The sequence below is a fragment of the Actinosynnema sp. NPDC023658 genome (assembly GCF_040639995.1).
In the GTDB taxonomy this organism is placed as follows: domain Bacteria; phylum Actinomycetota; class Actinomycetes; order Mycobacteriales; family Pseudonocardiaceae; genus Actinosynnema.
This window is the reverse complement of the sequence record NZ_JBFAAX010000049.1, coordinates 1-25051: the sequence shown is the minus strand read 5'-3', so window position 1 is coordinate 25051 and position 25051 is coordinate 1. Positions and strand designations below refer to the sequence as shown.

The window sequence follows — 25051 nt, the reverse complement described above, 5'->3', positions numbered from 1 at the left end:
GCAGGGCGGGGCGGGCCCCGGGGGGGGTCCCCGGCCCCCGTCCGTGACGAGCACTTACTTGGTGGCCGCCAGCAGCTGGGCGCAGCGGATCAGGCCCAGGTGGCTGTAGGCCTGCGGGTGGTTGCCCAGGGAGCGCTCCGCGATCGGGTCGTACTCCTCGGGCAGCAGGCCGGTGGGGCCCGCGGCGTCGACCATCTGCGCGAACAGCTCCTCGGCCTCCGTGCGGCGTCCGGTGAGGAGGTAGGCCTCGATCATCCACGCCGCGCAGAGGTGGAAGCCGCCTTCGTCGCCGGGCAGGCCGTCGTCACGCCGGTAGCGGTAGACGGTGGACCCGGAGCGCAGCTCGGCCTCGACCGCGGTGACGGTGGCCTGGAACCGGTCGTCGGTCGGGTCGATCAGACCCGACAGGCCGACGTGCAGCGACGCGGCGTCGAGGTCGTCGCCGTCGTACGCGGTGGTGAAGGACTGCGCTTCCTCGCTCCACCCGTGCTTGAGCACGTCGTTGGAGATGGTGTCGCGCAGCACCGGCCACGACGGGTCGACCTCGCGCCCGTACGCCTCGGCCAGGCTCACGGCGCGGTCGAGGGTGACCCAGCACATGACCTTGGAGTAGACGTGGTGCCGGGGCGCGTGCCGCTCCTCCCAGATGCCGTGGTCGGGCTCGTGCCAGCGGCGGGCGACCGCCTCGGCCATCGCCTGCACCATCTGCCAGTCCTGGTCGGTGAGCGAGCCTCGGGCGGTGGCCAGCTGCACGACCAGGTCGACGACCGGGCCGAACACGTCGAGCTGGACCTGCTGGTTGGCGAGGTTGCCGACCCGCACCGGCCGTGACCCGGCGTAACCGGGCAGCGTGTCGATGACGGCCTCGGCGCCCAGCATGGTGCCCTGCAACGTGTACAGCGGGTGCAGGCGCTCCGGGCCGGGCAGGGTCGACAGCACCCCGTGCACCCAGCCGAGGAAGGCTTCAGCTTCGCCCAGGGAGCCGACCGAGACCAGGGCCTGGGCGGTCAGGGCGGCGTCGCGCAGCCAGCAGTACCGGTAGTCCCAGTTGCGGATGCCGCCCAGCTCCTCGGGCAGCGAGGTGGTGGCGGCGGCCATGATCGCGCCGGTGTCGTGGTGCACCAGGCCCTTGAGCGTGAGCGCGGAGCGCAGCACGAGGTCCGGTTCGACGGCGGGGACCTTGAGGGTGGCGGCCCAGTCCGACCAGAACGCGCCGGCGCGGGCACGTCGTTCGGGCTCGCCCAGGGTGGCCTCGGACAGGTCGTCCGTGCCGCAGCGCAGCTCCAGCAGGATCGGTGCGCCCTCGCGGGGGCGCACCACGGCGGTCGCCGTCTCCTGGATGCCGTCGGAGGTGATCTGCCAGTCCACGCCGGGGGAGCGCAGCACCATCGGGTCCGAGGTGCCGACGACCCGCAGGCCGTCGCGTTCCCGCAGCAGCCGGACGGGCACCTGGCCGAACTCCGGCCGCGGCGCGAACGTGATCACCGCGTTGGTCGAGCCGGAGACGCGCCGGATGAGGTCCGTGCGGTGGGAGGCGAGGTCGTGGTCGAGGTAGTCGGTGACCAGCAGCCTCGACCAGCGGGTCTCCACGATCATCGTGCCCGGCACGTACCGCTGGCCCAGGGGCAGCGAGCCGTGCTCCGGCTTGATCGAGAAGTGGCCCGCGGCGGGTCCGCCGAGCAGGTCCGCGAACACGGCGGCGGAGTCCGGCTCCGGGTGGCACATCCAGTTCACCCGGGCGTCGGGGGTCAGCAGCGCCACCGAGCGCTCGTTGGCGAGCATGGTGAGCCGCTCGATCGGCACGGCCTGGTCGCCGTGCAGCCACGCCCGCCGCTCCTCCAGCAGGAACGCCAGCACGGTGGCCACGTCGAGGGTGTCCGCGACGAAGTACTGGGCCAGCGACTCGCCCTCGCCCACCTTGATGCCGACGTCCGGTCCGCTGAGCCTGGCAAACGCTTTCTCGTCGGTCACGTCGTCACCGACGAACACGGCCGCGGTCGCGGAGGCGCGGTGCCGCAGGACGTCGAGCGCGTGGCCCTTGTCCGTCTGCACCACGGCCAGCTCGATCACGGCCTTGCCCTCGGTGACCTGCACGCCGTCCCAGGTGGCCGGACCGGTGCGCACGGCGTCCAGAACCCGCTCCCCCACGGCGGGGTCCGCACGGCGCACGTGCACCGCGATGCTCGCGGGCTTGACCTCCAGGCCGACGCCCTCGTGACCTTGGACGACCCCTTCCAGCTCGGATTCCAGGCGGCGGTGCAGTTGTTTGGCGTCAGCGTCCAGAGCGTGCACGAACCCGACGTCGAACTCGGATCCGTGCGAACCCACCAGGTGCACCTCGGACGGCAGTCGCGACAGGGTCGCCAGGTCGCGCAGTGCGCGCCCGGAGATCACCGCGGCCGTCGTCTCGTGCAGACCGGCCAGGGAGCGCAACGCGCCCACCGACTCGGGCAGCGGGCGGGCGTCTTCTGGGTTGGCCACGATCGGAGCCAATGTCCCGTCGTAGTCGCAGGCGACCAGCAGGCGCGGTGTGCGTGCCAACTGCACGATCGCACGACGAAGTTCGGCGGGGAGGGCCTCGGCGGTCAACGCCCCTCCTCAATGCTCGGTGGGACAAGGTCGGTGATATCGGTCTGAACTGATTCAGATCGTGGACTACGCGCCCAAGGCATCAAGAAACGATCGAGCCCAGCGGTCGACGTCGTGCGTGAGGACTTGGCGGCGCAGCGCGCGCATCCTACGGCGACCTTCGGCCGGATCCAGCGTGAGGGCGGCTTCCAACGCGTTCTTCACACCGTCCAAGTCGTGCGGGTTGACGAGGAAAGCACTCGTGAGCTCGGCCGCCGCTCCGGCGAACTCGGAGAGCACCAGCGCGCCGCCGAGGTCGTAGCGCGTGGCGACGTACTCCTTGCAGACGAGGTTCATGCCGTCGCGCACCGGCGTCACGACCATGACGTCGGCGGCGGACATGAACGCGGTCAGCTCACGTCGGTTGACCGATTGGTGCAGGTAGTGGACCACCGGGTGACCCACGGTGGAGAACTCGCCGTTGATCCGGCCGACGGCCTGCTCGATCTCGCCCCGCATCTGCTTGTAGTGCTCGACGCGTTCGCGGCTGGGCGTGGCGAGCTGGATCATGGCGACCTCGCCCGGGTCGACGCGACCGTCGGCCAGGAGTTCGTGCAGCGCGCGCAGGCGCACGTCGATGCCCTTGGTGTAGTCGAGGCGGTCGACGCCGAGCAGGATCTTCTTCGGGTTCCCGAGGTCTTCGCGAATTTGTTTCGCGTGTTTTTGGACTTCTTTGTCCCGGGCGAGCGCGTCGAGCCCGGCCGAATCGATAGAAATCGGGAATGCCCCGACCCGCACGGTGCGGTCCCCGACCTGGACCACACCGGGCCGCGTGCGCACGCCGACCGCGCCGCGGCTGGGCTCCAGGCCGACCAGGCGGCGGGCCAGCCAGAGGAAGTTCTGCGCGCCGCCGGGCCGGTGGAAGCCGACCAGGTCCGCGCCGAGCAGCCCGCGGATGATCTCCGTGCGCCACGGCAGCTGCATGAACAGCTCGACCGGCGGGAACGGGATGTGCAGGAAGAAGCCGATGCGCAGGTCGGGGCGCAGGTCGCGGAGCATGGCGGGCACCAGTTGCAGCTGGTAGTCCTGCACCCACACGGTCGCGCCCTGGGCGGCGACCTTCGCGGTCACGTCCGCGAACCGCTGGTTGACCCGCACGTAGGCGTTCCACCAGCGCCGGTGGAAGGCGGGCGGCGCGACCACGTCGTGGTAGAGCGGCCACAGCGTGCCGTTGGAGAAGCCCTCGTAGTAGTCGGCCACCTCGGTTGCGCTCAGCGTCACCGGGTGCAGTTGGAGGCCGTCCTCCTCGAACGCGTCGACCTCGGCGTCCGCGATGCCGGGCCAGCCGACCCACGCGCCGCTGTGCGTGCGCAGGAACGGCTCCAGCGCGGTCACCAGGCCGCCGGGGCTGTGCTTCCAGCGCTGCGTGCCGTCGGGCAGGCGCTCCAGGTCAACCGGCAGGCGGTTGGCCACGACCAGGAAGTCCGCGCCGTTCTCGCCAATGCTGCTCACCGGGTAGCGCCTCCTCAGGGATTCGTCTCGCCCACCGTCGAGGTTAGTGGGAAGCCGCAGGTTGGATGCCCTGTCGTCGGCCCCGTCACACTGTGTTGACTTGACGAAAGCCGGTCAGGTGGGCGATCTCACGTGGAAAGCTCGTGTTCAGGGGATCACCTGCGGGTCCGGGCCGCCAGCCTGCCCAGCCCCGTGCGCACCGGGCGCCCCAAATGTTCACCCAGGACGACGCCGCTCGCGAGTGCGAGCGCGGTGCCCGCGGCCAGCACGAGGGTCGACAGGCCGGCCGCGTCACCCTCCGCGGTGAGCTGGTAGAGGCCCCGGTACGTGGTCAGGCCGGGCAGCAGCGGCACCATGCCCGCCACCGCGACCAGCATCGGCGGCGTCCGCAGCCGGCGGGACACGACCTTGCCGCCGAAGCCGACCACGGTGGCCGCGGCGGCGGCGCACGCGATGGTGTTCGTGCCGGTCAGCGCGAGCAGGCCGTAGCTGGTGGTGCCGACCGCGCCCGCCGCCGCGGCCACCGGCAGCGCCCGCGGCGGCGCGTAGCTGGCCAGGGCGAAGAACGCCGAGGTGGCCGCGCCCGCCGCGAACTGGAGCGGCACGTCCGAGATGAGCGGCGGCAGCGGGCCGGCGATGGTGGTGCGCACGCCCAGCTGCACGCCGGCGCGCAGGGTCAGCGCGATGCCCGCGATGAGGCCCGCGGTGAGCAGCGCCACCTCGACCAGGCGACCGGCGGCGGTGACGTTGTAGCCGGTGATGGCGTCCTGCACGGTGCCGACCAGCGACAACCCGGACAGCAGCACCACGATCCCGGTGGCGATCAGCATCGACGGCGGTGCGCCGGGCAGCAGGTCCAGCCCGTACAGCGCCACCGCGACCGAGGTGGCCAGGGCACCGCCGACGACCTGCTGGAAGAAGAACGGCAGCGCGCGCCGGTTGAGCAGCCGCCCCACCCGGTCGACCAGCGCCGTGACGACGGCGGCCGTCACCGCCAGCAGCACGCCGCCACCGACGAGGAACGCCACCGAGGCCGCCATGGCCGCCCACGCCAGCGTGGCCACCCAGCGCGGGTACGGGTGGTCGGCGCGGGTGATCCGGTCGATCTCGGCGGACGCGTCGTCGGCGGCCAGGCCCTCGGCGGTGATCCGCCGGACCAGGCCCTCCACGGCGGTGAGCCGGGTGTAGTCGACGCCCCGGCCGCGCACCACGCGCATGAGCGTGACGGGCGCGGCGTCCGTGCCGCGATGGCAGGAGGCGGTGATCGACGTGTAGATGACGTCGACCTCGGTGTGCGGCAGCCCGTAAGCGTCGGTGACCGCGAGGACGGTGGCGGTCACGTCCGCCGCGCCCGCCCCGCCGGCCATCTGCGCCTCCCCGACGCGCAGCGCCAGGTCGAGCACCAGGTGGACGGTGGAGTCGTCGGGGAGGGCCGGTCCTTCGACGGGCCGCGCCCGCTCGGTGTGCTGGAACCGCCCACGCCGCAGCCGCACGGGCGCCACCTCCCTCGTTCGACCCGCCGCCACGCCCGACCGTGCCGGATTCGGGGCTGTGTCCTGCGCCACCCTCGGACGGGGTACCTGGACCAGGTGAGTCGATCACTGTCCGTTCAGTACTGTTGATGCCGCTGGCCAGCGGTTTTGCCGGCCGCAGGAGCCACCCGGACGGTACCCGTGACCTCCGGATGGACCAACGCGGGCCCACGGTGAGAAGACCGTTCGCCGCAGGTGGCACCCCGTGCGGGCGCTTACGATGTTCCAGGCCTCCGGGCCGACGCCGGTGTAGCTCAATTGGCAGAGCACTCGCCTTGTAAGCGAAAGGTTGCGGGTTCAAGTCCCGCCACCGGCTCAGCGGTGACCGCCTCCCGACCGGGAAAACCTGGTCAGGAGGCGTTTTCATGATCATAGCGCGGCTGCCGCGGGGTTGCCGACCAGTGCCGCGCCGGCACCTCCCGACACGGACGCGGCCCGCGCCGAGGGGGCGCGGGCCGCGGTCACGTGCCGGGGATCACCCGCGGTCGGTGATCACCTGGTAGGCCACGCCGCCGTGGTCCTCGCCCTCGACGAACTGGACGAGGTTCGTCAGGTACTCGCCCGCCGCCGCGGGCGTGAAGGTGAGTTCGGTGGTGAACCGCTCACCGGGCAGGAGCGGCACGCCGAGCAGCGCCGCCCGCGTCGGGTCGAGCTGGAACGCGGTCTCACCGACCTGCTTCACGCCTTCCGCCTGACCGCCGCCGGCCTTCCAGCGCTCGAACAGGCGCGGGCCGAGGTCGATCACCACGGTGCCCGCCACCGGCTTCTCACCGGTCAGCACCAGGTCGGTCCTGACCTCGCGCTCGGTCCCGTTGCCCACGGTGAACCAGGACTTCACGGGCTGGAGCACCTTGCCGCGCACGGTCATGAGGTTCTTCCACGCGATGTTGTTGTTGTTCTTGGTGTTGAGCGCGGTGTTCGAGCCCTCCGCGAACGTCATCGGGTCCGTGGCCGACACCCAGCGCGCCAGCAGGCAGAAGTGGCCCGGGCCCGGGACGCCCGCCCACGGGATCTTCGCCACCGTGCCGCCCGTGGGCACGGACAGCGACTGCTGACCGATGAACACCCAGTCGCCGTTGGTGGCGTTGTTCCACGTCGTGCCGCCACCGGCGGGCGTGCGGTAGACCTTGAGCGTGCCGGTGCTCGTGGCGGAGGCGTTGTTCATCCGCACGTGGACGACGTTCGTCGCGCCGACGACGGGCTGGAAGCCCGGGGCGCAGTCCGCGGTGGTCGGGCACACCTTGATGTCCGGGCTGTTCCACACCGTGCCGTTCGGGTTCGGCTCGGCGCCGGTGTCGGTCACCTGGTCGCGGATGACCACGTCGGTCTGCCGGCAGTCCGACAGCTGCTTGCGGATCGCGTCCGCCGTGCCCGTGCCCGTGGACTGCGTGTACACGCCACCGGTCGTGGTGGCGTAGCCCTGCATGATCGGGGTGATCACCGAGGTGTAGGCGGAGGACGTCGGCACGTACACCGGGGAGATCTTGATGCCCTTGCCGAGGGCGTCGTCGGCGCGCAGGCCGGCGTTGGTCACGTCCGTCGGGCCGTGCACGTCGTCGAACCCGCCGGGCCGGGCGTCGGTCACCAGCACGACGAACTTCGTCGCGTTCGACCGCCAGGCGCTGCCGAAGTCGGCGTTCTGCGGGCGACCGGCGGCCGGCAGGTTGTTCACGACCGTGTTCAGGGCCTCGTCCGAGGCCTCCGGCTCGCTGCCGCCCCCGCCCACGGCGAGGGTGTTGGTGATGTAGCTCGTCACCGCCGCCGCGTTGCCGGCCGCGAGGGTGTTGTGGACGGTGATGTCGTCCTTGAACGTGACCAGCCCGAGCCGGTAGTCGCCGCCCGAGGCGGAGACGACGTCCCCGATGATGGCGTTGATGCCGGTCTTCAGGTTGGCGACGGCGCCACCCATGCTGCCGGTGTCGTCGATGACGAACGTGACGTCGAGGGGGCCGCAGGGGGAGGCGGCGGGAGCGGGTGCGGCCACTGCGGGTGAGGTGAGCTGGACGGCTGAGGCGGTCAGGGCGACGACGGCCAGCAGCGCGCCGCGTCTGAGTGATCGACGCATGGGATCTCTTTCCGCTCGTGCGGCCGGGCGCAGGGGCCCGGGTGCTCGGACACCGGTGTCCGGGCACACCTGGCGGATGGTCGGGTGGTCGGTCGGATACGAGCCGGCTGGAGCAACTTCGCCCGCCCGGCACGTCCGGCGAACGGCGGCCGGCCGTGCCAGGGTTGGCCATGGCCCACCTCCCCGACCCCTCGCGGTACGACCGGATGACCTACCGCCGCTGCGGGCGCAGTGGCCTCGCGCTGCCCGCCGTGTCGCTCGGCCTCTGGCACAACTTCGGCGACGACCGGCCCTACGAGACGGGCCGGGCGATCGTGCGCCGGGCGTTCGACCTGGGCGTGACGCACTTCGACCTGGCCAACAACTACGGCCCGCCCTACGGCTCCGCCGAGGTCAACTTCGGGCGGATGGTGGCGGACGACCTGCGTCCGCACCGGGACGAGCTGGTGATCTCCACCAAGGCGGGCTACGACATGTGGCCCGGCCCGTACGGCGAGTGGGGCTCGCGCAAGTACCTGCTGTCCTCGCTGGACCAGTCGCTGACCCGGCTCGGCCTCGACTACGTCGACATCTTCTACTCGCACCGGTTCGACCCGGACACGCCGCTGGAGGAGACGGTCGGCGCGCTGGTCAGCGCCGTGCAGCAGGGCAAGGCGCTGTACGTCGGCATCTCCTCGTACTCCGCGACCAAGACGCGTGAGGCGGCCGAGCTGCTGCGCACGGCGGGCGTGCCGCTGCTCATCCACCAGCCCTCGTACTCGATGCTCAACCGGTGGGTCGAGGAGGACCTGCTCGACGCCCTCGGCGAGCTGGGCGTGGGCTGCATCGCGTTCTCGCCGCTCGCGCAGGGCGTGCTGACCGACAAGTACCTCCGCGGCGTGCCCGAGGGCTCCCGCGCCACGCAGGGCAAGTCGCTCTCCGAGGACCTGCTGAGCGAGGCCACCCTGGCGCACGTGCGGGCGCTGGACGAGATCGCCTCGTCGCGCGGTCAGTCCCTGGCGCAGCTCGCGCTGAGCTGGGCGTTGCGCGACGAGCGGGTCACGTCGGTGCTCGTCGGGGCGAGCAGCGTCGGCCAGCTGGAGGCCAACGTCGCCGCGCTGGACGGACCGCCGCTCACCGACGACGAGCTGGAGCGGATCGACGTGCACGCCGTCGACTCGGGCATCGACCTGTGGGCGGAGTCCTCGAACGCCGGCTAGCGGGGCAGCGTCACGGTGAACGCGGTCGAGCCCGGCCCACCGGCCAGCCCGACCGCGCCGCCGTGCGCGACGACGAGCGACCGCACCACCGCCAACCCCAGCCCGCTGCCACCGCGGTCACGGGTGCGCGAGTCGTCCACGCGGTAGAAGCGGTCGAAGATGCGGGACCGGTCGGCCGGCGGGATGCCCGGACCGGTGTCGGAGACGCGCAGCACGGCGGACTCCGGCGCCGCCGACACCGACAGCGACACCGCCGTGCCGGCGGGGGTGTGCACGGCCGCGTTGGTGAGCAGGTTGTCGACGACCTGCCGCAGCCGCATCGGGTCGAACACCAGCCGCACCGGCTCCTCCGGCACGGTCAGCGCCAGCGGGTGCGTCGGGTGGGCCGCCCGGAACGCGTCCGCCGCCTCCCTCGCCACCGCCGCCAGGTCGCCGTCGGCCACCCGCAACGGCGTCTCCACCTCCGCCGCGTCCAGCCGGGCGAGCAGCAGCAGGTCGTCCAGCAGCACGCTCATCCGCGCCGCCTCCGACCTCAGCTTCTCCAGGTGCGCCTCGCGCTCCTCCGGCGCGTTCGCCGCCGCGTACCGGAACAGGTCCGCGTACCCCCGGATCGACGTCAACGGCGTGCGCAGCTCGTGCGAGGCGTCCGCGATGAACCGCCGCAACCGCTGCTCGGCGGCCGTGCGGGCGGCCAGCGACGTGTCGATGTGCTCCAGCATCGTGTTGAACGCCGTGCGCAGCTCCTCGACCTCCACGCCGCCGTCGTCGCCCTCCGCGCGCACCGGCAGCCGGGCCGAGTCGGTCAGGTCGTGCGACGTGATGTCGTGCGCGGTCCGGGCCATGTCGCTCAGCGGTTGCAGCCCCCGCCTCAGCACCGCCTGCCCGACCACCACCAGCGCGATCAGCGCGAGCGCGAACGCGGCCACCTCCACGAACACCAGCTGCCGCACGATGGTGGTGATGTCGTCCATCGGCGCCGCGCTGACCAGCACCACGCCCTCGGACACCCGGCACCCGCGCAGCCGGTACGTGCCGTCGCCGTGCAGGTACCCGGTCCTGTACGCGGGCCCGTGCCCGTTGACCTGCACCGCCATCGCGGCCAGCTCGCTGTCGTCGGCCGGCAGGTCCTCGCGGGTCCTCGGCGTGGCCTTGCCGTCACGCACCTCGTAGACGACCGTGAACCAGCTGTACGCCGAGCCCTTGAGCGTGCCGCTGCGGACGAGGTCCTGCTCCAGCGCGATCTGGGTGGTCTCCATCTGCGCGTCGAGCCGGCGCTCCAGGTAGTCCTGCATGCTCCGCACCATCACCGTGCCCACGACCGCGAACACCGCGAGCGCCAGCGCGCCCAGCCCCAGCGCCAGGCGGGTGCCCAACCGCAGGCGGCAGCGCTTCACCGGGAGGCTCGTCGCAACGCGTAACCCACGCCCCGCACGGTCTGGATCAGCGGCTCGCCGCCGTCGTCGAGCTTGCGCCGCAGGTGCGACACGACCAGCTCCACCACGTTCGACCGGCCGCCGAAGTCGTACTCCCACACGTGGTCGAGGATCTGCGCCTTCGTCAGCACGGCGGGGGAGCGGCGCATCAGGTAGCGCAGCAGCTCGTACTCGGTGGGCGTGAGCGTGACGAGCCGGCTGCCCCGCCGCACCTCCCGCGTGTCCTCGTCCATCGCGAGGTCGGACACCTTTAACACCGACCGCTTCCACGTCGGCCCGGTCGACCGCCGCAGCACGGCCCGCAGCCGCGCCATCAGCTCCTCCACCGAGAACGGCTTGACCAGGTAGTCGTCGCCGCCTCGGGTGAGGCCCGCGATCCGGTCGGCGGTGCCGTCGCGGGCGGTGAGGAACACCACCGGCACCATCGCCCCCGACGACCGCAGCCGGTCCAGCACGGTGAAGCCGTCCAGGTCGGGCAGCATCAGGTCGAGCACCACGATGTCCGGGTGGAACTCGGCGGCGGCCCGCAACGCCGCCTCACCGCTGCCCGCGGTGACGGCCTGCCACCCCTCGTACCGCGCCACCGTCGCCACGAGGTCCGCGATGTGCGGCTCGTCGTCCACCACGAGCAGTCGAACCGGAGCGCCGTTGTCCACGTGACCATGGTGCTGCACCGCCACCGGGCGGGCGACGGTCGACAGCCGGTCGACAGGGTTCCGACAGGCGTCAGGCGAACCGGGACAGCCGCAGGCCGGACAGCAGCAGGCGCAGGCCGTGGTCGAAGCGGGCGTCCTGGTCGGCCAGGTCCGCGTGGGCGCTCGCGGCCAGCGGGTGCCGCTCGGGGTCGACCGGCGGCGCGGCGGTGGTGGTCTGCTCCTCCAGCGTGAAGCCCTGGACGTAGGAGTGGATCGCGGTGATGCCGCGGGCGGCGTCGCGGACCGGGAAACCCGCGTCGCACAACGCCCGCAGCGCCAGTTCCAGCGGGCGTCCGCCGGCGTGCGCCCGGTAGCCGCCCGCCACGACCCGCGCGCCGTCGCGGTAGGACAGCACGGCCGCGCGCAGGCGGTGCGCGGTCTCGGCGGTCCACTCGATCCACGACTCGCCCCGGCGCGGCGACTCCAGGTCGGCCAGCGCGTCGTCGAAGATGGTCGCCGCCATGGCCTCCAGCAGCTCGGCCTTGTTCCGCACGTGCCAGTAGATCGCGGGCGCCTGCACGTCCAGCTCGACCGCGAGCCGGCGCAACGTCAGGCCCTCCAGCCCCACCTCGTCGAGCAGCCCCAGGGCCGTCCGCACGATCGCTTCCCGTCCGAGCGCCACCGAACGATGGTGCACCACCACTTCACACCGTTAAGGGGGTGGGCCGCCAGTGACCGCTCACACGCGCTCTGCTACGGTTTCGGCACGGGTTTTCCCGCTCCACGGCCAGGTCAGCCGGGGTTCCGCGCTCGGGGCGTGTCCCTGCGCAGATCGCGTGGAGAGCCGGCCTCGGTCGCACGCATTCGGGAACGTGCGTGCCGAGGCCGGCTTCAACCCCGTCTCACGCGTAGCGGGCGAGGTCGAACTCCTGCCCCGTCACCGAGCGCCCCAGGTCCGCGCCGAGCTGGGTGAGCAGGTCCACCAGCTCCAGCCCCGTCAGCCAGTCCCGCGGCAACGCGTCCGTGCCGTGCAGCGCGCCCAGGATGTTGCCGGTCAACGCCGCCGTCGCGTCGCTGCCGCCGGAGTGGTTCGCCGCCGCCCGCAGCGCGTCCACGAACTGCGACCGCTTCGGGTACACCAGCACCGTGTGCACGGCGATGGCCAACGCCTCCGGCCCAGTCCAGCCGCTGCCCAGCCGGTCGACGCGCACCGACTCGAACCCCTGCGCCCGGTGCTCGTCGGCGAACACCACGGCCCGGTTCAGCGTGTTCGCCGTGTACGGGTCGTCGCGCAGCACCCGCCCGATGACCTGGTCCACGGCCTCCCGCATCGGCCGCCCGCGCACCGCCAGCAGGTGGATGAGCAGCGCGAACGCGCCACCGGACACCCAGCCGCCGGTGCCGCCGTGGGTCAGCGCGGCGAACCGGCAACCCAGGTCGTAGGCGATCTCCGCGCTGGGCGCGAACCCGGCGGGCGCGGTGCGCGTCACGCCGTTGCAGCCGGACGACTCGTTGTGCGGCTCCTCCGGCGTCGGCGGCGTGTCGGCGGCCAGCGCGCGCAGGCACGTCAGGCCCGGCGACCGGCTGGAGAACAGCCGCTCGTCGCCCACCAACCCCACCGCGCCGGGCTCGGGCGCGGCGACCTGCTGGGTGACCAGCCACCGCCGGTAGCTGTGCCACACCACCTGCACCGGGTCCCACTCGCCGGTGGTCTGCCCCCGCACCCACGCCCGCAGGTAGCCGTCCGCGGTGAACAGCGTGAGCTGCGTGTCGTCGGTGACCAGCGCCGGGCGCGGCGGTTGCAGCACGCCCTCCGGGCCGTGGTCCCGCTGGATGTCCGCCCAGCCCAGGTACTGGATGGGCGCCCCGAGGGCGTCCCCGAGCGCGCCGCCCAACAGGCACGCGGCGCCACGGTCGACCACGTCCATCGGCTCGCGCGGCACTTGCCCTCCTGCACTCGCCCGGAACTCGGCCTGGAAAACCCTAGCCGCCGGGCGCCCCGTCCGGTCATGGGAGCACGACTAGTTGAGCAAGCAACATTTACCCACAGGTATCCAACGCCACCCCCGCCGCACCTGATCCAGTGACCGAGCCGTAACGCAGAGACGGGGGAGGGGCATGGCCGACCGGAGCAAGAGCGGGCTGGAGTTCGGCGTCCTCGGACCGTTGCAGGTGCTCGCGGACGGCCGACAGCTCGTCATCGGCCGCAAGGGGATGCGCGGTCTGCTCGCGATGCTCGTGCTGGAGGCCAACCGCGTCGTCCCGATCGACGAGATCGTGGACAGCCTGTGGGCCGACGAGCCGCCCGCCACGGCCAGGACGATCGTGCACGGCTACGTGTCCCGCCTGCGCCGGATGCTGGAGGAGGCCGACCCGGCGGGCTCGGCCCGGATCCTCACCACCCCGCCCGGCTACCAGCTGGCCGTCGACCCGTGGCGGCTGGACTTCCACCGGGCCCGCCAGCTCGTCTCCAGCGCCCGCGGCAAGCCCGCGCCCATCCGCGCCCAGCTGCTGCGCGAGGCCCTCGGGCTCTGGCGCGGTCAGGTGCTGGCGGACGTCCCCGGCAACCCCGTCACCTCCGACCTGGAGGAGCTTCGGCTTGCCGCAGTCGAGGAGCGCATCGAGGCCGAGCTGGAACTGGGCCGCCACCTCGAACTCGTCGGCGAACTGCGCCAGCTGGTCAACGAGCACCCGTTCCGGGAACGGCTCGTCGGCCACATGATGCGCGCGCTGTACCGGTCCGGTCAGCGGGCCGACGCGCTGGAGGCCTACCAGCGCTTCCACCGCCGCGTCGTGGACGAGCTCGGCATCGACCCCGGCCCCGGCCTGCGCGTGCTGCACGAGCAGGTGTTGCGCGACGACCCGACGTTGAGCTCACCCGGCCTGACCGAACCGGCCCTCGTGCCGCCGCGCCCCGGCGTGGTCGTGCCCGCCCAGCTGCCCGCCGCCGCCAGCGGCTTCATCGGCCGTGACGAGGAACTGGCCTGGCTGGACCGGCTGTGCGACTCCCGCGACCCGGCCGCCACCACCATCGCGGTGGTCAACGGCGCGGCCGGTATCGGCAAGAGCGAGCTGGCCGTCACCTGGGGCCACCGCCGGGCCGAGCAGTTCCCCGACGGTCTGCTCTTCGCCTCGCTCAACGGCTTCGCCCCCGACCGCGGCCCGGTGCAGCCCGCCGAGGTGCTGGCCAGGTTCCTGCTGGCGCTCGGCGTGCCCGCCGACGGCCTGCCGCGCGACCTGGACGACCGCGTCGGCCTCTACCGGTCGGTGCTGGCCAAGCGCCGGGTCCTGGTCGTGCTGGACGACGCGTGGGACCCCGAGCACGTCCGCCTGCTCCTCCCGCCCGGCGCGGGCTCGGTCGTCCTGGTGACCAGCCGCCGCCGCCTGGAGTCCCTGGTGGTCAGCAACGGCGCCCGGATGCTCACCCTGGGCACGTTGTCCGAGGAGGAGTCCATCAGGCTGGTGGACGAGGTCGTCGGCAAGCCGTTGTCCGACCAGGAACCGGCCGCCGTGCGGATGCTGGCCGAACTCTGCGGCAACCTCCCCCTGGCGCTCCGCATCGCCGCCGCCAAGCTCGTCTTCAGCCCCGAGTGGACGGTCGAGGCGCTCGTGGGGCAGCTGTCCGACGACGCCGCCCGGCTGCGCACCCTGGACCTGGCCGACACCGGTGACGGCGTCGAGCGCGCCCTGGCCGTGTCCTACCGCAACCTCCCGCCGGAACTGGCGGACGCCTTCCGCGCCGCCGGCCTCGTGCCGGGCCGGTGGGTGAGCCCGCACGCCATCTCCGCCATCTGCGACATCGACCTCGGCACCGCCGCCGCCCGGCTCGCGGACCTGGCCGACGCCCACCTGCTGGTGGAGCAGTGGCGCGGCGGTTTCGTCCTGCACGACCTCGTCCGCCTCTACGCGCGCGGCGTCGTGCAGCACCGCGAACGCGGCCTGCGCCGCCTCATGGACTACTACCTGTGCGCCTGCGACCAAGCCCGCAGGCTCATCAGACCGGTGTCCGACGGCCTCGACTTCACCGGCGACACCACCTCCGCCAGACCGGCCACCTCCTCGCAGGCGCTGTCCTGGTTCGACAAGGAGTGGTCCAACCTCGTCGCCCTCGTCCACGCGTCCTCCGAAGCGGGCCTGCACGAACAGGTCTGGCAACTCGTCCGACTGGTGCACACCTACTGCGTGACCAGGCTCGTCGTCCGCGAGTGGCACGGCATCGCGGAGTTCGGCCTGGCCTCCGCCAGGGTCATCGGTGACCGTCGCGGCGAGATGCTCGTGCTGCACGCCATGCACGACCTCAACAACCGGGCCGGGGCCTTGCGCGGCACCCTCGACCAGGCCCGGCTGGCCCACCGCATCGCCGTGGAGCTCGACGAGCCCCGCTACCTCGTCATGACCCTGGACCAACTGGCGCTCGCCCTCGTCGCGGAGGACCGGGTCGAGGAAGCCCTGAAGCACCACCAGGAGGCCGTCGAACTGGCCCGCCGGGACGGTGACGCGCTCGGTGAGGCCACGGCGCTCAACAACCTCGCCCAGGTGGAGCAACGACTGGGCCTGCGCGAAACGGCCGCCGAGCACCAGTTCCAGGCGATGGAGATCTACCACCACAACGGCGACGAACGCGCGTACGCCGTCGCGGTGAACAACCTGGCCGAGCTCTACGCCGAACTGGGCCTCTTACCCGAGGCCGAGGAACAGGCCCGGCAGGCCGTGGAACTGGCCCGTGGCGGCTCGATGCAGTTCGAAGAGGCGTTCGGCCGCCAAGTGCTCGGATCGGTGCTGGCGAGACGCGGAGAACGCGTTGCGGCGCAAGCGGAGCTGGCGGAATCGCTGCGGTTGTTCGAACGCCTGGGCTCACCGCGCGCCATGTTGGTCCGAACGGCCCTTGAAGCCTTGACCTCCGAGGTTTAGCCGCTGTTTAGCTCGACCGCACGAAGTCGTGGGAAGTTAGGAGACGCGCTGATCAAGCGAGTCGCGGTCGGCGCCGGGTGGTTCTTGGTGGGGGGAGCCAGGGGGGAAAGCCACCCGACGGCTGGGCCGGCGTTCGGGGGAGAGCGCCGGCCCAGCTGTACTTAATTGCGCCGCCTCCGGCGTCGCGGGCGAGGTCGCCTGGAAGTCGACCGTTCACGCCCTGATTTCCCGACGATCGAAAAGCGTGATCGCCGGGAAATGAGGACGCGACCGATCGACGCGACCTCGCGGTGTGTCCACCACCATCAAGACGCCCTCAACGGCCCCGCCACCACCCCACCGAGGCCCGATTTGACATGGGTTCGGGTGCCTTAGGCTGGTCGAAGCCGGCAGGCTTGGCGGGACGCTTCACCCCGCCGGGCCTGCCGGCTTTGGCCTGCCTGGGGTGCCCGTACGGGCCCCATGTCAAATCGAGCCGGCCTTGCACCGCGCTCATCAACCGACCTCAACCCAACCGGGGCCTCAACCAGCCGAAACCCGGAGCCGGCACCTCACTCGCACACCGGCAGCAGCTCCGGCCGCTTGGGCACCACGCCGTCACCCATCGACTCACCCCGCAACTGCCGCCCGATCCACGGCACGACGTGCTCCCGCGCCCACTTCAGGTCGTGCCGCCGCTGCGTCATCCAGTCCTCGTCCACCGGCGGGGGCCACGGGGTGTTCCAGTCCTCGTCCATCTCGAACCCCAGCACCTGCGCCGCCCGCAGCGCCACCCGTCGATGCCCCTCGGGCGAGTAGTGCAACCGGTCCTCGCTCCACGCGCGCCGGTCGTGCAGGACGGTCATGGACCACAGGTCGACCACCTTGCAGTGGTAGCGCTCAGCGACCGCCCACAGGTGGTTGTTGTAGATCGCGATCTTCCCGCGCAGCGACCGCAGCAGCGGCGTGTGCTTCGGGTCGAACCCGGTGAAGATCAACACCTCCGCGCCGGCCGCCCGCAGGTCGGCCACCGCGATCTCGTAGACCTCGGCCAGGGCGTCCGGGTCGCTGCCGGGCACCAGGATGTCGTTGCCGCCGCCGCACAGCGTGACCAGCTTCGGCTTCAACGACACCGCCAGCGGCACCTGCTCGTCGACGATCTCCTGCAGCATCTTGCCCCGGATCGCCAGGTTCGCGTACCGGAAGCCCTTCTGCCGCGCCGAGATCATCCCGGCCAACCGATCGGCCCAGCCCACGTAGGTGCCGTTCGGCGCCGGGTCGTCCATGCCTTCGGTGAAGCTGTCCCCCATCGCGACGAAGCTGTCCAACCCCTCCATACGAACCCTCCACTCCGCGCGGCACCCCCATCACCGCGCAGGACAGCATGCAACGCCGGAGCCGCCCGCCGCCACCGCCTATCGGCAACGCTGTTACCAAGGTGTCACCCGATGGTGTGAGGTCGCGTCCGCATTGGGTGATTCGCCAGTCTTATCCGCGCCAGTGAGGCGCAAATCACTCTCGGCGACCTCACTCCCGTACGCCGTCCGCAACCTCAACTCCGCCGCCAACCGCCCTGCCGCCGCCCCATCCACCAACCCACGGTCCAACCCCAACAACGCCGCCCCCACCACCGGCGGCACGTCCACCACCCGCACCCGAGCCTCCGGCGCCACCAGCCGCAACGCCTCCGCCACCGCGTCGACCACCACGCCGCCCGTCCCGGTCAGCACCCCGCCCCCGAGCACCACGTCCACCGGCTCGGCCAGCAGCTCCAGCCGTTCCAGCGACACCCGCGCCAGCAGCACGACCTCCTCCACCAGCCGGTCCACCACCGACCGCGCCACCGCGTCACCACCCGCCGCGACCTCGAACAAAAGCGGGCACAGGGCGTGCGGGTCGAACTCGACCTCCCCGAAGTGCAGCCGCTGCACCGCCTCGGCCAGCGTCGCCGTCCCGTAGTGGGCAACCAGCGCGTCCAGCAACGCCGTCGGCTCGCCCCGGCCGTCCTCGGCCCGCACCGCCAGCCACAACGCCTCCGACCCGATGTGGCCGCCGCCGCCCCAGTCGCCGGAGATCCGTCCCAGCGCCGGGAACCGGTGCGTCCGTCCGTCCGGCGCGACGGCGACGCAGTTGATCCCCGCCCCGCACACCACGGCGACCCCGATGCCGTCCGCCGTGCCGGCTCTGAGCAGCGCGAACGTGTCGTTCCCGACCACCGTCGTCGACGACCACCCGCGCGCCTCGATGGCCGCGCGCAGGTCGTCCTCCTCCTGGGGCAGGTCCGCTCCGGCCAGGTACGCCGCCGTGTGCGAGGCGATCAGCTCGTCCGGTCCCAACCCGGCCCGCCGCGCCACCTCCCGCACCAGCCGGTCGAACACCTCCAGGCTGCGCTCCAACCCGACGTTCTGCGGCGACGCCCCGGGCCCGCGCACCTCCGCGAGCACCCGCCCGTCGACGTCGACCAACGCCACCGCCGTCTTGCTGTTCCCCCCGTCGATGGCGAGCACCCGCCCACCCCTGCCCTCGCCCTCTCCCTTTCCCTCTCCCTCGCCCCCGACCGAACCCGCGCCGACGCCCTCTGCCCAGCCCTCGCCGCCGGTGCGCCCCCGACCCGTCACACGTCCCCCCTCGCCCACGGCAGGAAGTCCGCGTTGCGCGCCACCAGCTCATCCGCCAACCGCTCCGCCACCGCGTGCTGCCCGACCAGCGGGTGCGCGAGCAGCGCGTCCGCCACCCGGTCACGCCCACCGCGCACCGCCGCCTCCAGCGCGAGCTGCTCGTACGCCGTCACGTGCGCGATCAGCCCGGCGATCGACGGCGGCACGGGTCGCGGCACCGGCAGCGGCACCGCCCCGCCGTCGTCCACGACCGCGGGCACCTCGATCACCGCGTCCGCGGGCAGGAACGGCAGCGTGCCGCCGTTGCGGACGTTCACCACGTGCTGCTCCGCCCCCGCGCCCCCGGTCAACGCGTGCACCAGCTGCACGGCGGCCTCCGAGTAGTACGCCCCACCCCGCTGCGACAGCTGCTCCGGCTTGCGCACGACCCGCGCGTCCCCGTACAGGTCCAGCAGCTCTTTCTCCACCCCGGCCACCACCTCGGCGCGCGGCGGTTCGGTCTTCTGCTTCCGCACCACCTCGTCGTGGTCGTAGAAGTACTTCAGGTAGTACGACGGCACGGCACCCAGCCGCCGCATCAGCGACCCCGGCAGCCCGATGTGCTCGCCCAGCGCGTCGCCGTGCCGCTCCAGCAGCTCGGGCAGCCGGTCGACCCCGTCGACGAACACGCCCGTCTCCCAGCTCAGGTGGTTGAGCCCGACGTGCTCCAGCCGCACCGCGTCCGGCTCGACGCCCAGCAGCCCGGCCGTCCACCGCTGGAACGTGATCGCCACGTTGCACAGCCCGACCGCCCGGTGCCCGGCGTCCAGCAACGCCCGCGTCACGATCCCCACCGGGTTGGTGAAGTTCACGATCCAGGTGTCCTCGCCGGCCACCGCGCGCACCCGTTCGGCGATGTCGAGCACCACCGGCACGGTCCGCAGCGCCTTCGCCAGCCCGCCCGCGCCGGTCGTCTCCTGACCGACGCAGTCGCACACCAGCGGGAACGTCTCGTCCGACGCCCGCGCGGCCTGCCCGCCCACCCTGAGCTGCAACAACACGGCCGAAGCGCCGTCGACGCCCCGTTCCAGGTCGGTCGTGGTCGTGACGACCGCCGGGTGTCCGGCGTGCTCCAGCAGCCGCCGCGAGAACCCGCCGACCACCTCCAGCCGCGACACGTCCGGGTCGACCAGCACGATCTCGTCCACCGCGAGGCTGGTCCGCCGCCCGGCGATCCCGTCGACCAGTTCCGGCGTGTAGGTGGACCCGCCACCGACAACGGTGAGCTTCACCCCTTGACCCCCGTGAATGTGATGCCCTTGACGAACGAGCGCTGCGCGAACGCGAACAGCACCACCGCCGGGAGCATGATCAGCAACGTGACGGCCATGGCCAGGTTCCACTGCACGTGGTGCATGCCCTTGAACGTCGACAGCGCCAGCGACAGCGTCCACTGGTCCGGCTTCTCGCTCGTGTACAGCAGCGGTCCGAAGTAGTCGTTCCACGTGTAGAGGAAGCAGAACAGCGCGGTTGCCGCGATGCCCGGCCGCGCCATCGGCACGACGACCCGCACCAGCGCCTGGAACTCGCCGCACCCGTCGACCCGCGCCGCGTCCACGTAGGACTGCGGGATGGTCAGGATGAACTGGCGCAGCAGGAAGATGCTGAACGCGTCGAACAGGAAGTACGGCGCGATCAACGGCCACAGCGTGCCGGTCAGGCCCAGGCTGGACCACGTGTCGTACAGCGGCACCGCGACGACCTGCGGCGGCAGCATCATCGCGCCGACCACCAGCAGGAACACCGCGTTCCGCCCGCGCCACCGCAGCTTCGCCAGCGCGTAGGCGGCCGGCACCGAGGACAGCAGCATCCCCGCCGTGGCCAGCAACGAGTACAGCAGGCTGTTGCCCAGGTACTCCAGCAGCGGCGCCTTGTCGAACACCTCGACGAAGTTGCCCCAGTGCCACTCCCGCGGCCACAGGTCCTTCGTGAACGCCTGGCTGTCCGACATCACCGCCGTCAGCAGCACGAACACGATCGGCAGCGTGAACATCAACCCCAGCGCCAACCCGAGGCTGTGCACCGCCACCCACTCCAGCGCCCGCCTCCACCTCACCGGTGCCGGGACGCTCACCGTCGTCGCCGCCGTCATGGCCGTTGTCACGACTCCTCCTGGTGCGACGCCCTGCGCATCCGCTGCACCAACAACGCGGTCGCCGCGAACGAGACGACGAACAGCACCGTCGCCATCGCCGCCGCGTAGCCCATGTCGAAGTACCGGAAGCCCTGCGTGTACAGCCACATCGGGAACGTCAGCGTGGAGTTCTCCGGGAACCCGAGCACCTTCGTCGACCCGGTCACGTCGGCCGACCCGCTGGCCGCCGACCCCGCCACCACCGCCTGGGTGAACAGTTGCAACGCCAGGATCACCGAGTTGACCACGCCGAACGTCAGCACCGGCGCGATGGTCGGCAGGGTGATGTGCCACCACCGCCGGACCACGCCCGCGCCGTCCAGCTCGGCGGCCTCGTACTGCTCCTGCGGCACGTCCAGGATCGCCGCCAGGATGATGATCATCAGGTCGCCGGACACCCACAGCATCACCGCCGCGATACCCGGCTTCGCCCACACCGGGTCCGCGAACCACAGCGGGCCCTCGATGCCGAACCAGCCGAGGAAGGTGTCCAGCGGACCCTCGTTCGGCCGCATGACCAGGAAGAACACCAGCGTCGCGGCCACCGGCGGCGCCAACGACGGCAGGTAGCACAACGTCCGCACCAGCCCCACGCCCGACTTCAACCGGGCGACCACCGAAGCGACCCCCAGCGCGAAGACGACGCGGGCGGCGGTCAGCACCACGACGAACCACATCGTGTTGTAGACCGCGGTGCGGAACAGCTGGTCGGAGAACATGTAGGCGTAGTTCTCCCAGCCGACCCACTCCGGCGGGTTGATCAGGTCGTACCGGGTGAAGGAGAAGCCGATCGTCGCGACCAGCGGGTACCCGAAGAACAGGAGGAACCCCAGGATCGCGGGCGACAGGAACGCCAGCACGGTCAGGCGGTGACGGACGCGGGCACGGGACCGCCCCTTCGCGGGGGCGGTCCGCGCCACGTCCACGCGCTCCAGCGTGGCCGTCACCGCTACTTGCCGCTCTTCGCGATCCGGTCGTCGATCTGCTGGTCGACGTCCTTCAACCCGGCCATCAGGTCCGGCACCGAGCCCGCCTGCCACGACGTCGCGAAGTCACCGATCGCCTTGATGTGCGCGTCACCGATGGGCGTCACCGGGTTGCCCTGGAGCTTCCCGGAGCTCGCCAGGTCGATGAACGTCTTGAAGTTCTCGTCCACCTCCAGGCGCGGGTCCGCCAGCGCGGCCTTCGTGCTGGGGATGTTCTTGATGCCGTTGGCCAGGTCGACGATCGTGTCGGTGTCGAACGACAGGTGCTTGATCAGCTCCCACGCCGCGCCCGGGTTCTTCGCGCCCTTTGGGATGCCCATGATGGTGCCGGTGGTGAAGCCGGTGCCGTACAGCTCGGGCTTGACCGTGGGGAACGGCGCGGTGCCGAACCGCACGTCCGGGGCCTGGTCCTTCAGGAACGCCGTGCGGTACTCGCCGTCGATCATCATGGCGATCTTCTGCTGGTGGAACGCGTGGTCGGTGGAGTACTCCTGCCCCAACCCGGCGCGGAACCGCTCCAGGTTCTCGTAGCCGTAGAAGTCCACCAGCTCCTTCTGGAACCGCAGCATCTCCGCCCACTCGGGCGACGCCAGGCCGGACCTGCCCTCCGGGGTCTCCCACTTCGCGCCGAAGTTGGGCGCCCAGATCGGCGGCCGGTTGGCGTAGAACATCATGGTCGGCAGGAAGCCCGCGACCTCGATCGAGCCGTCCGGGGCCTTCCTGGTGGTGCGCTTGGCGAAGTCCATCAGCTCGGCCGTGGTCCTCGGCGGCGCGGTGATGCCGGCCTGGGCCAGCAGGTCCTTATTGTAGTACAGCCCGTACACGTCGCTGAGCAGCGGCATCGTGCACCGGTTGCCCTTGTACTCGGTGTAGGAGCGCACCGCGTCCGGGATCTGGCCGAGGTCGACGCCGTCGCGCTCGATGTAGGGCTTGAGCGGCTGGAACGAGCCGCTGGAGCAGAACTGGCCGATGTTGTCGGTGGTGAACGACATGGCCACGTCCGGCGGGTTGCCGCTGCGGATGCCCGCGGTGATCTTGTCGTCGTCCTGGCTGCCCTCGTGCTTGATCTCGGCGTTGGGGAACTTCTCCTTGAAGCTCTCCAACGCCTTGGTGACCTCGTCCTGCTCACGGCCGGAGTAGTTGCTCCAGACGGTCAGGGTGAACCTGTCCTCCTTGCCGGGGGCCGCTGCCGGTCCAGACCGGCCGCCGGTGTCGCCGGAGCCCGCCGCGCAAGCGGTCAGGGACACCGCGGCGGCCACGCACAGCAACGTTGCGCGGTGGAGCTTGCGCATGTGCTCTCCTTCAGGTCGACGTGCTCGGTGCGGTTTCGCCCGATCGGCTCGGACCGCGGAAGGGTTCGGTCGTGGCGGCGGGCAGACCGAACACCTGTTCCCTGACGACCGACAGCGCGGAGTGCAGTGCGCCGGAGCGCACCGGTTTCCCGGTCACCAGGGCGAGTCGCACGGGGGTGCGGGGCACCACCAGCCGGCGCAGCTCGGCGGCGACCAGGTCGGCGAGCGCCGTGCCGCCCGCCTGCGCGATCTCGCCGGACAGCAGCACCAGCTCGGGGTCCAGCACGGCGATCACGTTCGCCACGCCGGTGGCGATGCGGCGGGCCAGGTCCACCAGGAACTCCCGGCCGGCCGGTCCCTCGCCCAACGCCTTCTCCACGGCCGCCTGACCGGTGCGCGCGGACACGCCGTGCGCGCGGGCCAGGCGGGCGATGCCGGCGCTGTCCAGCAGCTCCCCGTAACGGCTGCCGGTGCGCTCGGTGCCGGTGTCGGCGTGCGCGCGATCGGGCACCTGCATGGCGTCGATCTCGCCCGCGCCGCCCGTCGCGCCGCGCAGCAGCACGCCGTTGACGACGACGGCCGCGCCCACCGCGTCCGCGGGCCAGAGCAGCACGAAGTCCTTCACCCCGACGGCCCGGCCGGCGATCATCTCCTCCAGCGCGACGAGGTTGACGTCGTTCTCGACCGTGACGGGGGTGTCGAGGAGGGCTTCCAGCTCCTCGGGGATGTTCTTGTCCGCCCAGCCCGGCATGTGCGGGGCGTAGTTGAGCCTGCCGGTCGACGGGTCCACCGCGCCGGGGCTGCCCACGACGACGTGGTGCAGGGCGTCGGTGGTGAGACCGGCCTGCGCGGCGGCCTTCGCGACCGCGGCGCGGAACGCCTCCAGCACGTCGGTCTTCGGCATGGGCGCGCGGTGCTCGGTCAGCGTCGTGCCGGAGATGTCCGCGATGGCGACGTCGACCGAGTCCGGCGTGAGGTCGATCGCGGCGACGTGGGCCAGCGCGCCGTTGACCTTCCAGAGCTGGGCGCGCGGTCCGCGCCCACCGCCGCGCAGGCCGTCGCGCAGGACCGTGCCGTCCTCTTCGAGGCGGGTGAGGAGCTGGGCGGTCGCCGGCTTCGACAGGCCGATGATCCCCTCCAGCTCCGCCCTGGTCAGCGGACCGTTGCGGAGCAACGCCTCGATGGCGGCGCGGTCGTTGATCTCGCGCAGCAGCCTCGGGCTCCCGGCTCGCATCGGCACTCCTGTCTGTTAACTTTCCAGACGATTTCGACGAGACGGTAGTGACGGCGCTCACGGGGGTCAATGGGCCGAGACGGGTCTGTTACCCGGGTTCGAACCCCTAAGGCACTCTGGGGGTATGACCGACACGCGTCAGGAGTCGCTGGCCTCACTGCTGGGCGGACGGGGCGGTGCGCTGGACGCCTCGCTGCCGCCGTTGGCTTTCGTGGTGGGTTGGCTGCTGGGCGGGAGCTCCGTCGCCGCGGGTGCGCTCGCGGCCGTCGTGTGCGGTGTGGTCGTTGCCGTGGTCCGGCTGGTGCGGGGGAGCCGTCCGCGTGCGCTGCTGGTGTCCGTGGCGCTGGTGGTGCTGGCCGCGTACATCGCGTTGCAGACCGGTCGGGCCGAGGACTTCTTCCTGCTGCAGATCTTCCTGAACGCCGCGTCGGCCCTGGTGTGGGCGGCGTCGATCGTGCTGCGGTGGCCCTTGCTGGGTGTGGTGGTGGGGCTGGTGACCGGCCAGAAGTTCCGCTGGCGGCGTGACCCGGACCTGTTGCGCGCGTACCGGTACGCGTCGTGGCCGTGGGTGGGGCAGTACGTGCTGCGGGTGCTGATCTTCGGTGCACTGTGGCTGGCCGGCGAGGTCGTGCTGCTGGGCGTGATGCGTGCCGCCCTGACGTGGCCGCTCCAGGTGGCGTGCGTCGCCGTGAGCTGGTGGGTCCTGCGCCGCACCCTCCCGTCCGACCACCCGGGCCTGCGCCACCCCCGCACCTGAGCGTTCAACTCGGCGTACCCGGACGTAGGACACGCGGGTTCCGAACGCAGGACACGCGCGAGAGTCCTACGTTCACGCCGCGAGAGTCCTACGTTCACGCACCCTGAGTTCAACGCTCACGACGAACGCCGTTAGCCGCGAGCGTTGAACTCAGACG

The 25051-nt window shown here is 71.8% G+C and carries 18 protein-coding genes and 1 tRNA gene; 4 read left to right on the top strand and 15 right to left on the bottom strand.

Going from position 1 to position 25051, the window contains the following annotated elements; genetic code table 11:
* Positions 1 to 54: 54 nt before the first annotated feature.
* The 3 genes from otsB to AB0G02_RS09360 all read right to left on the bottom strand — a co-directional run bounded on the left by otsB (position 55) and on the right by AB0G02_RS09360 (position 5573).
* Positions 55 to 2589 (bottom strand): trehalose-phosphatase, encoded by a 2535-nt coding sequence (gene otsB / locus AB0G02_RS09370; RefSeq protein ID WP_360791786.1) that lies wholly within the window; start codon positions 2587 to 2589, stop codon positions 55 to 57.
* 66 nt (positions 2590 to 2655) lie between these two features.
* Positions 2656 to 4080, bottom strand: a complete 1425-nt coding sequence (locus tag AB0G02_RS09365; RefSeq protein ID WP_360791783.1) for a trehalose-6-phosphate synthase — start codon at positions 4078 to 4080, stop codon at positions 2656 to 2658.
* A 155-nt stretch (positions 4081 to 4235) separates the two neighbouring features.
* Positions 4236 to 5573, bottom strand: coding sequence for a threonine/serine exporter family protein (locus AB0G02_RS09360; RefSeq protein ID WP_360791781.1), 1338 nt, complete (start codon positions 5571 to 5573; stop codon positions 4236 to 4238).
* A gap of 282 nt (positions 5574 to 5855) precedes the next feature.
* Between AB0G02_RS09360 and AB0G02_RS09355 the strand changes: the two genes are divergently transcribed.
* Positions 5856 to 5928, top strand: a tRNA-Thr gene (locus AB0G02_RS09355).
* A gap of 159 nt (positions 5929 to 6087) precedes the next feature.
* Here AB0G02_RS09355 and AB0G02_RS09350 read toward each other — a convergent pair.
* Positions 6088 to 7677 carry a vWA domain-containing protein gene (locus AB0G02_RS09350; RefSeq protein WP_360791778.1) on the bottom strand — a complete coding sequence of 530 codons (1590 nt, stop codon included), beginning with the start codon at positions 7675 to 7677 and terminating at the stop codon, positions 6088 to 6090.
* A gap of 170 nt (positions 7678 to 7847) precedes the next feature.
* Here AB0G02_RS09350 and mgrA point away from each other — a divergent pair, with 170 nt between their 5' ends.
* Positions 7848 to 8876: an L-glyceraldehyde 3-phosphate reductase gene (gene mgrA / locus AB0G02_RS09345; RefSeq protein WP_360791776.1), complete on the top strand. Its 1029-nt coding sequence runs from the start codon at positions 7848 to 7850 to the stop codon at positions 8874 to 8876.
* On the opposite strand, the gene AB0G02_RS09340 is transcribed toward mgrA, so the two are convergent.
* The 4 genes from AB0G02_RS09340 to AB0G02_RS09325 all read right to left on the bottom strand — a co-directional run bounded on the left by AB0G02_RS09340 (position 8873) and on the right by AB0G02_RS09325 (position 12887).
* Entirely contained in the window at positions 8873 to 10270 is a 1398-nt protein-coding gene (locus AB0G02_RS09340; RefSeq protein ID WP_360791773.1) for a HAMP domain-containing sensor histidine kinase, read from the bottom strand. The genes mgrA and AB0G02_RS09340 overlap by 4 nt on opposite strands.
* Positions 10267 to 10965, bottom strand: coding sequence for a response regulator transcription factor (locus AB0G02_RS09335; RefSeq protein ID WP_360791771.1), 699 nt, complete (start codon positions 10963 to 10965; stop codon positions 10267 to 10269). The genes AB0G02_RS09340 and AB0G02_RS09335 overlap by 4 nt, the downstream gene beginning before the upstream one ends.
* Positions 10966 to 11035: 70 nt before the next feature.
* A complete protein-coding gene (locus AB0G02_RS09330) occupies positions 11036 to 11626 on the bottom strand; it encodes a TetR/AcrR family transcriptional regulator C-terminal domain-containing protein (RefSeq protein ID WP_360791768.1) in 591 nt (196 codons plus the stop codon).
* A gap of 220 nt (positions 11627 to 11846) precedes the next feature.
* Positions 11847 to 12887 (bottom strand): ADP-ribosylglycohydrolase family protein, encoded by a 1041-nt coding sequence (locus AB0G02_RS09325; RefSeq protein WP_360791765.1) that lies wholly within the window; start codon positions 12885 to 12887, stop codon positions 11847 to 11849.
* A 175-nt stretch (positions 12888 to 13062) separates the two neighbouring features.
* Here AB0G02_RS09325 and AB0G02_RS09320 point away from each other — a divergent pair, with 175 nt between their 5' ends.
* Positions 13063 to 15855, top strand: a complete 2793-nt coding sequence (locus AB0G02_RS09320; RefSeq protein ID WP_360791763.1) for a BTAD domain-containing putative transcriptional regulator — start codon at positions 13063 to 13065, stop codon at positions 15853 to 15855.
* A 551-nt stretch (positions 15856 to 16406) separates the two neighbouring features.
* Here AB0G02_RS09320 and AB0G02_RS09315 read toward each other — a convergent pair.
* From AB0G02_RS09315 to AB0G02_RS09285, 7 genes are all read right to left on the bottom strand, one after another.
* On the bottom strand, positions 16407 to 17171 hold the full coding sequence (locus AB0G02_RS09315) for an SGNH/GDSL hydrolase family protein (protein WP_360791760.1): 765 nt from the start codon (positions 17169 to 17171) through the stop codon (positions 16407 to 16409).
* A 93-nt stretch (positions 17172 to 17264) separates the two neighbouring features.
* Positions 17265 to 18341, bottom strand: a complete 1077-nt coding sequence (locus AB0G02_RS09310; protein ID WP_360791757.1) for a BadF/BadG/BcrA/BcrD ATPase family protein — start codon at positions 18339 to 18341, stop codon at positions 17265 to 17267.
* Positions 18342 to 18448: 107 nt separating this feature from the next.
* Positions 18449 to 19723: a 6-phospho-beta-glucosidase gene (locus tag AB0G02_RS09305; protein ID WP_360791754.1), complete on the bottom strand. Its 1275-nt coding sequence runs from the start codon at positions 19721 to 19723 to the stop codon at positions 18449 to 18451.
* A complete protein-coding gene (locus AB0G02_RS09300; protein ID WP_360791789.1) occupies positions 19720 to 20583 on the bottom strand; it encodes a carbohydrate ABC transporter permease in 864 nt (287 codons plus the stop codon). Before AB0G02_RS09300 ends, AB0G02_RS09305 begins: the two co-directional genes overlap by 4 nt.
* An 8-nt stretch (positions 20584 to 20591) precedes the next feature.
* Entirely contained in the window at positions 20592 to 21572 is a 981-nt protein-coding gene (locus AB0G02_RS09295; RefSeq protein ID WP_360791751.1) for a sugar ABC transporter permease, read from the bottom strand.
* A gap of 2 nt (positions 21573 to 21574) precedes the next feature.
* Entirely contained in the window at positions 21575 to 22903 is a 1329-nt protein-coding gene (locus tag AB0G02_RS09290) for an ABC transporter substrate-binding protein (protein ID WP_360791749.1), read from the bottom strand.
* Between the two features lie 10 nt (positions 22904 to 22913).
* Positions 22914 to 24137 carry an ROK family transcriptional regulator gene (locus AB0G02_RS09285; protein ID WP_360791747.1) on the bottom strand — a complete coding sequence of 408 codons (1224 nt, stop codon included), beginning with the start codon at positions 24135 to 24137 and terminating at the stop codon, positions 22914 to 22916.
* Between the two features lie 124 nt (positions 24138 to 24261).
* Between AB0G02_RS09285 and AB0G02_RS09280 the strand changes: the two genes are divergently transcribed.
* Entirely contained in the window at positions 24262 to 24894 is a 633-nt protein-coding gene (locus AB0G02_RS09280; RefSeq protein WP_360791744.1) for a DUF3159 domain-containing protein, read from the top strand.
* Positions 24895 to 25051: the final 157 nt, after the last annotated feature.

What these genes read in the sequence shown, in the direction of transcription:
- AB0G02_RS09350 (WP_360791778.1), bottom strand. Translation starts at nt 7,677, where the DNA reads ATGCGTCGATCACTCAGACGCGGCGCGCTGCTGGCCGTCGTCGCCCTG.
- mgrA (WP_360791776.1), top strand. Translation starts at nt 7,848, where the DNA reads ATGGCCCACCTCCCCGACCCCTCGCGGTACGACCGGATGACCTACCGC.
- AB0G02_RS09320 (WP_360791763.1), top strand. Translation starts at nt 13,063, where the DNA reads ATGGCCGACCGGAGCAAGAGCGGGCTGGAGTTCGGCGTCCTCGGACCG.
- AB0G02_RS09315 (WP_360791760.1), bottom strand. Translation starts at nt 17,171, where the DNA reads ATGGAGGGGTTGGACAGCTTCGTCGCGATGGGGGACAGCTTCACCGAA.
- AB0G02_RS09300 (WP_360791789.1), bottom strand. Translation starts at nt 20,583, where the DNA reads ATGACGGCGGCGACGACGGTGAGCGTCCCGGCACCGGTGAGGTGGAGG.
- AB0G02_RS09290 (WP_360791749.1), bottom strand. Translation starts at nt 22,903, where the DNA reads ATGCGCAAGCTCCACCGCGCAACGTTGCTGTGCGTGGCCGCCGCGGTG.
- AB0G02_RS09285 (WP_360791747.1), bottom strand. Translation starts at nt 24,137, where the DNA reads ATGCGAGCCGGGAGCCCGAGGCTGCTGCGCGAGATCAACGACCGCGCC.
- AB0G02_RS09280 (WP_360791744.1), top strand. Translation starts at nt 24,262, where the DNA reads ATGACCGACACGCGTCAGGAGTCGCTGGCCTCACTGCTGGGCGGACGG.